Origin of the sequence: Agromyces sp. NDB4Y10 (assembly GCF_001620055.1) — a bacterium.
GTDB classification, from domain to species: Bacteria; Actinomycetota; Actinomycetes; order Actinomycetales; family Microbacteriaceae; genus Agromyces; species Agromyces indicus.
This window is the reverse complement of record NZ_LQGY01000056.1, coordinates 51,970-64,021: the sequence shown is the minus strand read 5'-3', so window position 1 is coordinate 64,021 and position 12,052 is coordinate 51,970. Positions and strand designations below refer to the sequence as shown.

Here is a 12,052-nt window from a genome sequence, read left to right as displayed (position 1 = left end):
CACTACGCTCGCAGCATGCGCCTCGGGGTCCTCGACGTCGGTTCCAACACCGTGCACCTGCTCGTGGTCGACGCGCATCCCGGTGCACGACCCATCCCGGCCGCGTCGAACAAGTCCGTGCTGCGGCTCATGCGCTACCTCGACGACGACGGCGCGATCACCGAGGAGGGCGTCGACGCGCTCCTCGCCGCGGTGACCGAGGGCGCGCGGGTGGCCCGCGAGGCCGGCATCGACGAGATGCTCGCGTTCGCCACGTCCGCCATCCGCGAGGCGGCCAACGGTCCCGAGGTGCTGCAGCGCATCGAGGACGCGGCCGGCATCCGGCTCGACGTGCTGAGCGGCCCCGACGAAGCGCGGATCACCTTCCTCGCCGTGCGCCGGTGGTACGGCTGGTCCGCCGGGCGCGTCCTGCTGTTCGACATCGGCGGCGGCTCGCTCGAGATCGCGCACGGCGGCGATGAGATCCCGGACGCCGCGCAGTCGGTGCCGCTGGGCGCCGGCCGGTCGACGATCCGCTTCCTGCCGGACGATCCGCCGAGCGAGGCGCAGGTGAAGCGGCTCCGCGAGCACGCTCGGGGGCTCCTCGAGGCGACGGTGGACGAGTTCGGCGGCATCCCGGCGTCCGACCACGTCGTCGGCTCGTCGAAGACCATCCGATCGCTCGCCAAGCTCGCCGGCAGCACCGAGGAGGGCGTCGGCTCAGAGGAGCGCAGCATCCTCAAGCTCTCGCACCTCGACGACTGGATCCCCCGCCTCGCGCGCATCCCCGCCGACGCGCGACCGGCGCTGCCCGGGATCACCGAGGACCGCACGTTCCAGATCGTCGCCGGCGCGATCGTCCTCTCCGAGACGATGCACGCGTTCAAGGCGAAGACCCTCGAGGTGTCGCCGTGGGCGCTGCGCGAGGGGCTCATCCTGCGCCGCCTCGACCGCCTGGGCTGAGCCGTCGGCCGGCGGTGGCGCCGTTCGAGACGGACGGGCGCACCGGGTCGATTCGTGGTGCTCCCGCTGGGATTCGAACCCAGACTGAGGCGAGTTTAAGTCGCCTGCCTCTGCCGATTGGGCTACGGGAGCGCGGTGCCGGCCGATCCGGCCGGCACCGCGTCACAGCTTAGGGCGACTACTTGGCCGCGACGGCCTTCGCGGGCGTCTTGCGAGCACCCTTCGTGCCGCTGCCCGACTCGACCGCCTTGGCGGGTGCGGCCGGAGCCACCTCGGCCGCCGGCTTCGGGCGCGCGGCGAACTGCTCGAAGGCAGCGCGCGGGTGCTGGACCGCAGCGAGCGACACGATGTCGCGGCCGAGCCAGAAGTTGTTCCACCAACCCCAGAACACGCGGAACTTGCGCTCCCACGTCGGCATCGCGAGGCCGTGGTAGCCGCGGTGGGCGAACCACGCCGGCAGGCCCTTGATCGCGATCTTGCCCGACTGGAACGCACCCGAGCCGACCCCGAGGCCGGCCACGGCGCCGAGGTTCTTGTGGATGTACTGCTTGGGCTCCTCGCCGCGCAGGACCGCGACGATGTTCTTCGCGAGCAGCTTGCCCTGGCGCACCGCGTGCTGCGCGTTGGGCACGCAGTAGCCGCCCACGCCGCCGCCCGTGAGGTCGGGCACGGCCGCGATGTCGCCGGCCGCCCACGCGTCGGGCACGAAGTCGTCCTCGTCGCCCACGCGGAGGTCGGCGCGCGTGAGGATGCGACCGCGCTCCTCGACCGGGAGGTCGCTCGTGCGGACGATCGCCGGGTTGGCCATGACGCCCGCGGTCCAGACGATGAGGTCGGACTCGAAGGTCTCGCCCGTCGAGAGCTCGATCCGCCCGTCGACGGCGCTCGTGAGCTGCGTGTCGAGGTGGACCTCGGCGCCGCGCTGGGCGAGGTGCTTGATGACCCAGTGGCTCGTCGGCAGCGACACCTCGGGCATGATCCGGCCCATCGCCTCGATGAGGTGGAAGTGCGTGTCGTCGAACGAGAGCTGCGGGTAGTACTTCAGCAGCGAGCTCGCGAACGAGCGGAGCTCGGCGAACACCTCGATGCCCGCGAAGCCGCCGCCGACCACGACGAACGTGAGCAGGCGGTCGCGCTCGGGGCCCGCCGGCAGGTTCGCGGCCTTGTCGAAGTTGGTGAGGACGCGGTCGCGGATCGCGACGGCCTCCTCGATGGTCTTGAGCCCGATCGCCTGGTCGGCGACGCCCGGGATCGGGAACGTGCGCGAGACGGCACCACCGGTGACCACGATGACGTCGTAGTCGAACTGCCACGGCTCGCCCACCTCGGGCGTGATCGTCGCGGTCTTCGACGCGTGGTCGATGCCCGTGACCTTCGCGGTCACGACGGTGGTCTTCTTGAGGTGGCGACGGAGCGCGACCACCGAGTGGCGCGGCTCGATCGAGCCGGCGGCGACCTCGGGAAGGAACGGCTGGTACGTCATGTACGGCAGCGGGTCGACGACCGTCACCTCGGCCTCGCCGGGTCGCAGCCACTTCTCGAGCTTCCACGCCGTGTAGAAGCCTGCGTAGCCGCCACCGACGATCAGAATCTTGGGCACGGTGAATGGACTCCTTGGTTTTCTGATGAGTGCGATCACTGGGCGCGGATGCGCTCAGTCCGCCTGATGTGCCGAGTGGCGCCGATGCCCAACAGCGCTGCTAGCGTACCAAATCCGGCGACCAGCGAGAGCGGCACCGTGATATAGGCGAGCGTCCACGGCGTCGGCAGCAATGTCTTGGCGCTTTCCGAGCGCGGCGGCGGCGGATCGGCGATCGGGACGATCTGCTCGGCGTCGCGCCCGTCGGCCGTGTCCTGCTCCGGCAGGTCGGCGCGGCGATGCACGCGGATCCAGTCCTGGAGGCTGCCCAGCGGGTTCGCCTCGACGGCCTCGACGTCGGCGGTGAGCGCGGCGACCGGGTCGATGATGCCGTACCCGTACAGCGGGCTCGGCACCTCCTCGCCCTTCGGGTCGGCGGTGCGGATGACGCGGTTGATGACGTTCGCGGCATCCATGTCGGGGTACTCGGCGCGCACGAGCGCCACGAGGCCCGAGACGAGCGGCGCCGCCGCCGAGGTCCCCGACCACTGGACGTAGCCGCCGTCGGGGAGCACGCCGACGAGGTCCTCGCTGGGTGCCGCGACCGCGATGGTGATGCCCTGCGAGCTCGCGTCGAAGCTCGCGTTCTGCTCGCGGTCCACGCCGGCGACGGTGAGCACGCCGGGGATCGTGGCGGGCGCACCGACCTGCGTCGTGCCCGACCCGCGGTTGCCCGCGGCCGCGACCACGACGACGTCGTTCTCGAAGGCGTGCAGGAACGCGTCGTCCCAGCTCTCCGGCCAGTCGCTGGTGTTGCGGGTCAGCGACATGTTGATCACGTCCGCGCCGTTGTCGACCGCCCATCGCACCGCATCGGCGATCTGCTCGTCGTTGGTCTTCGGCGACCCCGAGTCCTGCCCGAAGGCGACGGATGCCGTGAGCAGGTCGGCGTCGGGCGCGACCCCGATCACGCCGTTGCCCGCGCCGGTGCCGCGGCCGGCGAGCAGGGAGGCCACGAGCGTGCCGTGCTCGCTCTCCTCGCCGACGGGCGTCTGCCCGTTCGGCGACCCGATGCCCGAGGCATCCGTGCCGCCCACCACCACGCCGCGGAGCTCGGCGATCTCGCCGTTGACGCCCGTGTCGATGATGGCGACCTTGACGCCGTCGCCGCGGGACGTGTTCCAGGCCTGGGTGAAGCCGTACTCGTTCAGCCAGTACTGCAGGTCGCGGACCGTGTCGGCGTTCGCGGGGGCGGTGCCCGTGACGGCGAGCGCCGCGGCGAGCGCGATCGTGAGACCCGCGCGCCACCCGGCGCGGCGGCGTCGGCGCCGGACGACGGCCCCCGCACGGCCGTCCCGGGTCCGGGTGGGCGTCATGACGACGACTCCGCGGCATCCGCGTCGTCGACGCCGTAATCGGGGCACCGGCACACGTCGGGCGACCAGGTGGAGCGCTCGAGGGCGAGGTCGCCGATCGGGTTCACGCCGGGACCTGCGGCGAGCGCATGGCCCGCGAGGGCGTGCAGGCACTTCACGCGCGTGGGCATGCCCCCCGCCGAGACGCCCGCGATCTCGGCGACGGTGCCGAACTGCTCGCGGTCGGCGAGGTACTGCTCGTGGGCCGCCCGGTAGGCTGCCGCGACCTCGGGGTCGCGCTCGAGCAGCTCGGTGAACTCCGCCATGAGCTGGGCCGCCTCGAGGAACGACATGGCGGCGGTGGCGACCGGGTGGGTCAGGTAGTAGAAGGTGGGGAACGGCGTGCCGTCGGACAGGCGCGGCGCCGTGGAGACGACCGTCGGCGCGCCGCAGACGCAACGCGCCGCGATGCCGACGACATCGCGCGCGGGGCGGCCGAGCTGCGCCGACACGATGCGGAGGTCTCGGTCGGACACCGGGGGGAACGGCGGGCGGGTCATCGGGTCCCCTCGTCGGCGGGTCGGTCGTTCGCGGGCTCGGTCGGCGGGGCGTCGGATGCCGCGGGCGCGAGTCCCGCGGTCATCACCGAGCGCAGCATCGTCTGCATCCAGTCGCCGCGCTGCTCGGTCACCTCGCGGGAGACCTCACGGTCGGCGGCGGCGAGCGCCTCGGGCGAGCGGTCGTCGATGACGAGGTAGCTGACCTCGCCGGGGAGCACGTAGTAGAGCCGCTCGCGTGCCTGGGTGACGATGTACGTCTCGTCGTTCCAGCGTTCGCGCTGCTCGGTGAGCCGGGCGACCTCGGCCTCCTGGCGGGCGACGTCGGCCTTCAGCTCGGCGATCTGCTGGCGCTGCTCGGCGTAGGCCGCGATGCTCGGCGCGAGCACCACCACGGCGAGCACGAGCACGCCCATCATGATGATCGAGAAGCCCGAGAAGCGGATGCCGGCGAGCCAGTCGGCGCTCACCTGGCGGACCGACTGCCGTGCGGGCCTGCCGCCCGAGCGCGACGGCGGCGTCCGGGACGGGGTGGCGGCCGGCTCGGCGGGCTTGGCTGGCTTGGCGGAACGAGGCGGGGTCGGACGACGTGCGTTCATCGGCGTCGCCCTCCTCTCGTGCCCGCGGGAACGACCGACGGGAGCGGCCGCCTGGCCGCTCCCGTCTGGACGTCTGGTGACGTGCTACGCCGTGAAGCGCGGGAATGCCGTGCGGCCCGCATACACCGCGGCCTCACCGAGCTCTTCTTCGATCCTCAGGAGCTGATTGTACTTGGCCACTCGCTCGGACCGGGCGGGCGCGCCCGTCTTGATCTGCCCGCAGTCCGTCGCGACCGCGAGGTCGGCGATGGTCGTGTCCTCGGTCTCGCCCGATCGGTGCGACAGCACCGCGGTGTAGCCGGCGCGCTGCGCGAGCTTGACGGCGTCGAGCGTCTCGGTGAGCGTGCCGATCTGGTTGACCTTGACGAGGATCGAGTTGCCGACCCGACGGCCGATGCCGTCGGCGAGGCGCTTCGGGTTCGTCACGAAGAGGTCGTCGCCGACGAGCTGCAGCTTCGTGCCCAGCGAGCCGGTGAGTTCGGCCCAGCCGTCCCAGTCGTCCTCGGCGAGCGGGTCCTCGATCGAGATGAGCGGGTACGCGTCGGCGAGCTCGGCGTAGTACGCGTTCATCTCGGCGGCGCTGCGGTCCTTGCCCTCGAAGCGGTACACGCCGTTCTCGAAGAACTCGGTGGCCGCGACGTCCAGGCCGAGGGCGATCTCGCCGCCCAGGGTGAAGCCGGCCTTGCCGATCGCCTCGGCGATCAGGTCGAGCGCGGCGCGGTTGTTCGCGAGGTCGGGTGCGAAGCCGCCCTCGTCGCCGAGGCCCGTGGACAGGCCCTTCGACTTCAGCAGGCTCTTCAGCGCGTGGTACGTCTCGACGCCCCAGCGGAGGCCCTCGGAGTAGGTCTCGGCACCCACCGGCAGGATCATGAACTCCTGGATGTCGACGCCCGTGTCGGCGTGCGCGCCGCCGTTGATGATGTTCATCATCGGCACCGGGAGCACGTGCGCGTTCGGTCCGCCGAGGTAGCGGAACAGGGGCAGGTCGGCCGAGTCGGCCGCGGCCTTCGCGACGGCGAGGCTCACGCCGAGGATGGCGTTCGCGCCGAGGCGGCCCTTGTTCTCGGTGCCGTCGGCGTCGATGAGGGCGGCGTCGATGACGCGCTGGTCGCTGACGTCGAGGTCCTCGATGGCCGGGCCCAGCTCGTCGAGCACGGCGTCGACGGCCTTCTGCACGCCCTTGCCGAGGTAACGGTCCTTGTCGCCGTCGCGCAGCTCGTACGCCTCGAACGCGCCGGTCGACGCGCCCGAGGGCACCGCGGCCCGCGAGACCGTGCCGTCGTCGAGCAGGACCTCGACCTCGACGGTGGGGTTGCCGCGCGAATCCAGGATCTCCCGTGCGCCGACAGCTTCGATGAATGCCACAGTGAACTCCTCTGTGATGGGGGTGTGCTGGACGACTCCGTCGTGGCCCGCAGGACAGTCTAGGACCCTCGATCCGAGGTCGCCTCGCGTATGTCGTCGCGCGCGACGCGGCGCGGGGCGCCGCCGTCAGGCGGCGAGGTCGCGGAACTCCAGCGACGCGGCATCCGTCGTCTCGGCCGTGACGGGCGCCCACGCGTCGAAGCCGTCGGCGGTCACCCGCTCGAGCAGGCCGCGCAGGTTCTTCGCGCGCTTCTCGAAGCGCACGCGCATGCCGGATGCCACGAGCTCGTGCTTCAGGGCGAGGAGCTCGCCGGGCGCGACGTCGCGGTCGTGCACGAGCACGACCGACCGCGGCCGGCCCTCGTCGCGGACGGCGAGGAGGTCGACGATCCGCTCGAAGCCGATCGAGAACCCGCACGCCGGCACCTCCTGGCCGAGGAAGCGCCCGACCATGTGGTCGTAGCGGCCGCCGCCGCCGAGCGAGTAGCCGAAATCGGGGTGGGCGATCTCGAAGATCGTTCCCGTGTAGTACCCCATGCCGCGCACGAGCGTCGGGTCGAAGTCGACGGCCGCGCCCGGCACCGCGTCGCGCAGGGCGACCAGGTCGCGGAAGGCGTCGCGGTCGAGCCAGCCCGGGGCGGCGGCCTCATCGGCGGCGATCGACCAGTCGGCCGCCGCGAGCTCGCGCAGCTCGTCGGCGACGCCGGGGCGGTCGACGCCCAGGGTCGCGAGCTCCGCGGCGACGCCGTCGGGGCCGATCTTGTCGAGCTTGTCGATCGTGATGAGGGCGCGCTCGCGCAGGTCGTCGGGCACACCCCACGAGCCCAGGATGCCGGCCAGGATCCGGCGGTCGTTCAGCCGGATGCGGCATCCGTCGAGCCCCAGCGCCTCGAGCGCGCCCACGGTCGCGGTGAGCAGCTCGAGCTCGGCGAGCGGGCCGGCCTCGCCGATGATGTCGATGTCGCACTGGACGAACTGCCGGTAGCGGCCCTTCTGCGGGCGCTCGGCGCGCCAGACCGGCGCGATCTGGATGGCGCGGAACACTGGCGGCAGGGCGGCGCGGTGCGTCGCGTAGAACCGGGCGAGCGGCACCGTCAGGTCGTACCGGAGGCCGAGGTCGGCGAGCGAGAGCGCGTCGCCGGACTCGGCCGCCGCCGCGAGGTCGTCGGGCGTGATGCCGCGCTTCATGACGGCGAACGCGAGCTTCTCGTTGTCGCCGCCGAGACCCGCGTGCAGTCGCGACGAGTCCTCCATCACGGGGGTCTCGATCTCGTCGAACCCGTGGGCCGCGTACACCCCGCGGATCACCGAGAGCGCGTGCTCGCGGCGGGCCTTCTCGGCGGGCAGGAAGTCGCGCATGCCGCGCGGGGGCGTCACGGTCTGGGCCATGCGTCCCATTCTTCCAGCAGTGGATGGCGCGCCCGACCGGGGTGCGGACGAAGTTCTCCACATCCGGGCCATCCCCGATCCACGCGCGCGCGACCGCCGCTAGGCTCGCGTCTCGTCGGCGCGTCCGCCGACCCGAAGGAGGTCGGATGGCCGGCATCGAGGTGTCCGGACTCGCGCGCGCGTTCGGCGACGTCCACGCCGTGAGGGAGGCGACCTTCACCGTCGAGCCGGGCCACGTGGCCGGCCTCATCGGCCCGAACGGCGCCGGCAAGACGACCCTCCTGCTCATGCTGGCGACCCTGCTGCGGCCCGACGCGGGCACCGTCCGCGTCGCCGGTTTCGACGCGGTCGCCGAGCCGCGCGAGGTGCGCGCCCGCATGGGCTGGATGCCCGACCTGCTCGGGTCGTGGTCGACGCTGACGGTGCGCGAGGCGCTCGTCGCGAGTGCGCGACTGTACGGCCGACCGACGGGGGCGGCGGCGGCCCGCGCCGCCGAGCTGATCGACCTCGTCGACCTCGGCGAGCTCGCCGACCGGCCGACGCGGGTCCTCTCGCGCGGCCAGAAGCAGCGGCTGAGCCTCGCCCGCGCGCTCGTGCACGACCCGGAGGTGCTGCTGCTCGACGAGCCCGCCTCGGGTCTCGACCCCGTGGCGCGCGCGTCGCTGCGCACCCTCGTCCGCAGGCTCGCCGGCGAGGGACGCACCATCCTCGTCTCCAGCCACGTCCTGGCCGAACTCGAGGAGATGGCCGATCAGGCGGTGTACCTGTCCGGTGGGGTGACCGCGGCCGCCGACGACATCGCGCGCGCCGGGCGCACGGCCCGCGACTGGCGGGTGCGCTCGCTCGACCCGGCACGCCTGCGCGCGGCGCTCGACGCCGCCGGCTGGGGAACCGCGAGCCGCATCGACAACCTCGGCGCGATCGTGCCCCTCGCCTCCGAGGAGGACGCCGCGCAGCTGCTCGCGCACCTCGTCGCGTCCGGGGTGCCGGTCTCGTCGTTCGCCCCCGCCGTGGGCGACCTCGAGCACGTGTTCCTCGATCTCAGCCGCAACGGGGAGGACCGCGCATGACCGGGTTCCTGCAGGGCCTCTGGCTCGTGGTCACGATCGACCTGCGGCAGCGGACGCGCACCGTCGCCTGGTACGTGCTCCTCGGCGTCTTCGTGCTCCTCGTGCTCGCCGTCACGGTGCTGCTCGTCTTCGCGACCGACGCCCTCTTCGCGGGCGGCGGCGGGGTGTTCTCGACGATCGTGTTCTTCGTGCTGCTCCTCGGCACGCTGGTCTCCCCCGCGCTGAGCGCCAACGCGATCAACGGGGAACGCGACTCGGGAACGCTCGCGACCACGCAGGTGACGCTCGTCTCCACGACGCAGATCGTGCTCGGCAAGTGGCTCGCCGCCTGGATCACCGCGCTGGCGTTCCTCGCGGCGGCGGTGCCGTTCCTCGCGTTCGCCGTGGCCCTCGGCGAGGTTCCGGCGGCGACCATCGTCGTCGCGACGCTCGTCACGGCCGTCGAACTCGGCGTGGTGGCCGCGATCGGCGTCGGCCTGTCCGGCGTGCTCACCCGACCGCTGTTCTCGGTGGCGGTGACCTACCTCGTCGTGGCGGCGCTCTCGATCGGCACGCTCATCGCGTTCGGGCTGGGCGGCGCGGCGGTCCAGTCCGAGGTGCGCGCCACCAACCGGTCCGTCGACTGGGCGGCGGTCGAGCGCGACGGGGTGCCCCCGGGCGAGGAGGCGCCCTGCCTCCCGTCCGAGACGTACACCTACCCCACGCCGCGATTCGACTACGTCTGGGGCTTCCTCGCCGCGAACCCGTACGTCGTGGTCGCCGACGCGGCCCCCGGCAGCTTCGACGACCAGGGCAACCCGAACGACGTGTTCGGCTGGATCGCGACGGGTGTGCGCCAGGCGCAGCACGCACCCGAACTCGAGATCGAATACGACGAGTGCGCGGCCTGGACCCCGTCCGGTTCGATCGCGCCCGACGACGACTGGGAGCGGCCGCAGCAGGTCTACGACCGCTCGGTGCCGTCCTGGTTCGTCGGCCTCGGCATCCACCTGCTCCTCGCTGCGGGCGCGCTCGCCTGGGCCGTGCAGCGCACCCGCACCCCCGCCCAGCGCCTCGCGCGCGGCAGCCGGATCGCCTGACCGGGAGCGCCCGTCACGCCTCGGCAGCGCGCACGTCGTCCTGCAGCGAGCGGATGGCGCCGCGCAGCGCCCGCTCGGCGTCGAGGCCCTGCGCGCGGGCGGACGCGACGAGCGCGAGGAGCGTGTCGCCGAGTTCCGCCTCCGTGGTCGGTGCGGTCGCTGCATCCGTCGGCTCACGGCTCACGCCCACCTTCTCGGCCTTGCCGAGCAGCTTCTGCGCGAGCGCGAGTGCGGGCATGCCCTGCGGCACGCCGTCGAGGACGCTCGTCCGGTGCGGCTTCTCACCGGCCTTGAGCTCGTCCCAGAACGCGACCACGTCGGCGGCCGTCTCGGCCTCGCGGTCGCCGAAGACGTGCGGATGCCGCGCGACCATCTTCGCCGTCATGTGCCGGGCCACGTCGTCGATGTCGTAGTCCTCGCCCGGGGTGTGCGTCGCGAGGTCCGCGTGGAAGAGCACCTGGTAGAGCACGTCGCCGAGCTCCTCGATCATCTCCTCGCGCGAGCCGGACTCGATCGCGTCGATGAGCTCCCAGCACTCCTCGACGAGGTACTGCACGAGCGACTCGTGGGTCTGCTCCGCATCCCACGGGCAGCCGCCGGGACCGCGGAGCCGTCCGACCATCGCGACGAGCTCGAGCAGTCCGTCTCCGGACGCGGGGGCCTGCGTCATCCGTCGTCACCTTCCCGTCCGCGTATTGCGGCTCCTCCCAGCGAGCGTAATCGCGGCCCGATAGACTCGATACCCGGGGTGCCGGGAAGTCTGGTCGGCCGACGCGATGCGTCGTTCACGTCCCCGCGCGCCCGCCCGGTCGCGCTCGTCTTCCCCAGAGGTGCCATGAACATCCTCCGCTCCGAGCGCGTCTCCGCGTCGCTCCTGCTGTCCGCCGCCGTGCTCGGCCTGCTGCTGGCGAACCTCGCGTTCGGCCCGGCGCTGATCGACCTGAAGCACGCCTACCTGCAGGTGCCCTTCACTCCCCTGAAGCTCTCGGTCGGACACTGGATCAGCGACGGCCTCCTCGCGATCTTCTTCTTCATCGTCGCGATCGAGCTGCGCCGCGAGCTCGTCATCGGCGAGCTCAACAGCCTCTCGAAGGCCGCGCTGCCTGCCATCGCCGCGATCGGCGGCGTCGCCGTCCCCGCGGGGGTGTTCCTCGTCTTCGCCGGCAACGGGCCGACCTCCGACGGCTGGCCGATCCCCACGGCGACCGACATCGCGTTCGCGCTCGGCGTGCTGGCGATGTTCGGCCGGTTCATCCCGACCCGGGTGCGCGTCTTCCTGCTCGCGCTGGCCGTGCTCGACGACCTCATCGCCATCCTGCTGATCGCCTTCTTCTTCACCGCCGACGCCGACCTCACGTGGCTCGGGTTCGCCGCCATCACCGTGACGCTCTTCGGCATGACCAGCCGGCTCCTCCGCCCGCGGTCGCCGTACGTGCTCGCGCGCCGGGCGCAGTGGCCCGTGATCGTCGCGCTGGTCGTCCTCGGCGTGCTCACGTGGAGCTTCGTCTACCTCTCGGGCGTGCACGCCACCATCGCGGGCGTGATGCTGGGCCTCGTGATGTCGCGGCGTCCCGCCGGCCGGGTCATGCACGAACTCGAGCCGTGGTCGAACGGCGTGGTGCTGCCGCTCTTCGCGTTCTCCGCCGCGCTCGTCGCGGTGCCGCAGGTGCGTCCGAGCGAGCTCGACCCGGCGTTCTGGGGCATCCTCGTCGGCCTGCCCGTCGGCAAGATCGTGGGCGTCACGATCGTCGGCGGCATCGCGACCTGGTTCGTCGGCCGCCGCAAGGGCATCACGCCGTTGACCTGGGCCGACATCGCGACCGTCGGCGCCCTCGCCGGCATCGGCTTCACGGTGTCGCTGCTCATGAACGAGCTCGCGTTCCGCGAGTACCCCGACGTGATCGACCAGGGCACCGTGGCCGTGCTGCTGGGCTCCGGCGCGGCGATGATCGTCTCCGCCGTGCTCGTCACCCTCCGGTCGCGGCACTACCGCCGGCTCGGCGAGCAGAAGGGCGTCGGCGGCGCGATGTCGCGCAACGCCGCTCCGCCGATGGAGGAGGCCGACCGGACCTGACGACGACGGGGGCGGATGCTGCGGCATCCGCCCCCGTCTCGCT

11 protein-coding genes and 1 tRNA gene are annotated in these 12,052 nt (G+C 72.4%); 4 read left to right on the top strand and 8 right to left on the bottom strand.

What is annotated here, in order from left to right; genetic code table 11:
• Positions 1-15 precede the first annotated feature (15 nt).
• Positions 16-942, top strand: coding sequence for a Ppx/GppA phosphatase family protein (locus AVP42_RS13670; RefSeq protein WP_067949967.1), 927 nt, complete (start codon positions 16-18; stop codon positions 940-942).
• Positions 943-997: 55 nt separating this feature from the next.
• On the opposite strand, the gene AVP42_RS13665 is transcribed toward AVP42_RS13670, so the two are convergent.
• The 7 genes from AVP42_RS13665 to hisS all read right to left on the bottom strand — a co-directional run bounded on the left by AVP42_RS13665 (position 998) and on the right by hisS (position 7,786).
• Positions 998-1,074: transfer RNA gene (locus AVP42_RS13665), tRNA-Leu, on the bottom strand.
• 46 nt (positions 1,075-1,120) lie between these two features.
• On the bottom strand, positions 1,121-2,542 hold the full coding sequence (locus tag AVP42_RS13660) for an NAD(P)/FAD-dependent oxidoreductase (RefSeq protein ID WP_067949965.1): 1,422 nt from the start codon (positions 2,540-2,542) through the stop codon (positions 1,121-1,123).
• Between the two features lie 35 nt (positions 2,543-2,577).
• Positions 2,578-3,897, bottom strand: a complete 1,320-nt coding sequence (locus AVP42_RS13655; protein ID WP_067949962.1) for a S8 family serine peptidase — start codon at positions 3,895-3,897, stop codon at positions 2,578-2,580.
• Positions 3,894-4,436 carry a DUF501 domain-containing protein gene (locus AVP42_RS13650; protein ID WP_067949960.1) on the bottom strand — a complete coding sequence of 181 codons (543 nt, stop codon included), beginning with the start codon at positions 4,434-4,436 and terminating at the stop codon, positions 3,894-3,896. The genes AVP42_RS13655 and AVP42_RS13650 overlap by 4 nt, the downstream gene beginning before the upstream one ends.
• Complete coding sequence (locus tag AVP42_RS13645) at positions 4,433-5,032, bottom strand: septum formation initiator family protein (RefSeq protein WP_082847280.1); 600 nt, start codon at positions 5,030-5,032, stop codon at positions 4,433-4,435. The genes AVP42_RS13650 and AVP42_RS13645 overlap by 4 nt, the downstream gene beginning before the upstream one ends.
• A gap of 84 nt (positions 5,033-5,116) precedes the next feature.
• Positions 5,117-6,397: a phosphopyruvate hydratase gene (gene eno, locus AVP42_RS13640; protein WP_067949959.1), complete on the bottom strand. Its 1,281-nt coding sequence runs from the start codon at positions 6,395-6,397 to the stop codon at positions 5,117-5,119.
• A gap of 126 nt (positions 6,398-6,523) precedes the next feature.
• Positions 6,524-7,786 (bottom strand): histidine--tRNA ligase, encoded by a 1,263-nt coding sequence (hisS, locus tag AVP42_RS13635; protein ID WP_067949956.1) that lies wholly within the window; start codon positions 7,784-7,786, stop codon positions 6,524-6,526.
• Between the two features lie 146 nt (positions 7,787-7,932).
• On the opposite strand from hisS, the gene AVP42_RS13630 reads away from it, so the two are divergent.
• Both AVP42_RS13630 and AVP42_RS13625 read left to right on the top strand, forming a co-directional pair.
• A complete protein-coding gene (locus tag AVP42_RS13630) occupies positions 7,933-8,856 on the top strand; it encodes an ABC transporter ATP-binding protein (protein ID WP_067949955.1) in 924 nt (307 codons plus the stop codon).
• Complete coding sequence (locus tag AVP42_RS13625) at positions 8,853-9,935, top strand: ABC transporter permease (RefSeq protein WP_067949953.1); 1,083 nt, start codon at positions 8,853-8,855, stop codon at positions 9,933-9,935. Before AVP42_RS13630 ends, AVP42_RS13625 begins: the two co-directional genes overlap by 4 nt.
• Positions 9,936-9,948: 13 nt before the next feature.
• On the opposite strand, the gene AVP42_RS13620 is transcribed toward AVP42_RS13625, so the two are convergent.
• On the bottom strand, positions 9,949-10,605 hold the full coding sequence (locus tag AVP42_RS13620; RefSeq protein ID WP_067949951.1) for a MazG family protein: 657 nt from the start codon (positions 10,603-10,605) through the stop codon (positions 9,949-9,951).
• Positions 10,606-10,770: 165 nt separating this feature from the next.
• On the opposite strand from AVP42_RS13620, the gene nhaA reads away from it, so the two are divergent.
• Complete coding sequence (gene nhaA / locus AVP42_RS13615; protein ID WP_082847279.1) at positions 10,771-12,009, top strand: Na+/H+ antiporter NhaA; 1,239 nt, start codon at positions 10,771-10,773, stop codon at positions 12,007-12,009.
• Positions 12,010-12,052: the final 43 nt, after the last annotated feature.

Coding starts and splice junctions, on each gene's coding strand:
- AVP42_RS13655 (WP_067949962.1), bottom strand. CDS start 3,897: ATGACGCCCACCCGGACCCGGGACGGCCGTGCGGGGGCCGTCGTCCGG.
- AVP42_RS13650 (WP_067949960.1), bottom strand. CDS start 4,436: ATGACCCGCCCGCCGTTCCCCCCGGTGTCCGACCGAGACCTCCGCATC.
- AVP42_RS13630 (WP_067949955.1), top strand. CDS start 7,933: ATGGCCGGCATCGAGGTGTCCGGACTCGCGCGCGCGTTCGGCGACGTC.
- nhaA (WP_082847279.1), top strand. CDS start 10,771: ATGAACATCCTCCGCTCCGAGCGCGTCTCCGCGTCGCTCCTGCTGTCC.
- hisS (WP_067949956.1), bottom strand. CDS start 7,786: ATGGCCCAGACCGTGACGCCCCCGCGCGGCATGCGCGACTTCCTGCCC.
- AVP42_RS13620 (WP_067949951.1), bottom strand. CDS start 10,605: ATGACGCAGGCCCCCGCGTCCGGAGACGGACTGCTCGAGCTCGTCGCG.
- AVP42_RS13645 (WP_082847280.1), bottom strand. CDS start 5,032: ATGAACGCACGTCGTCCGACCCCGCCTCGTTCCGCCAAGCCAGCCAAG.
- AVP42_RS13625 (WP_067949953.1), top strand. CDS start 8,853: ATGACCGGGTTCCTGCAGGGCCTCTGGCTCGTGGTCACGATCGACCTG.
- AVP42_RS13670 (WP_067949967.1), top strand. CDS start 16: ATGCGCCTCGGGGTCCTCGACGTCGGTTCCAACACCGTGCACCTGCTC.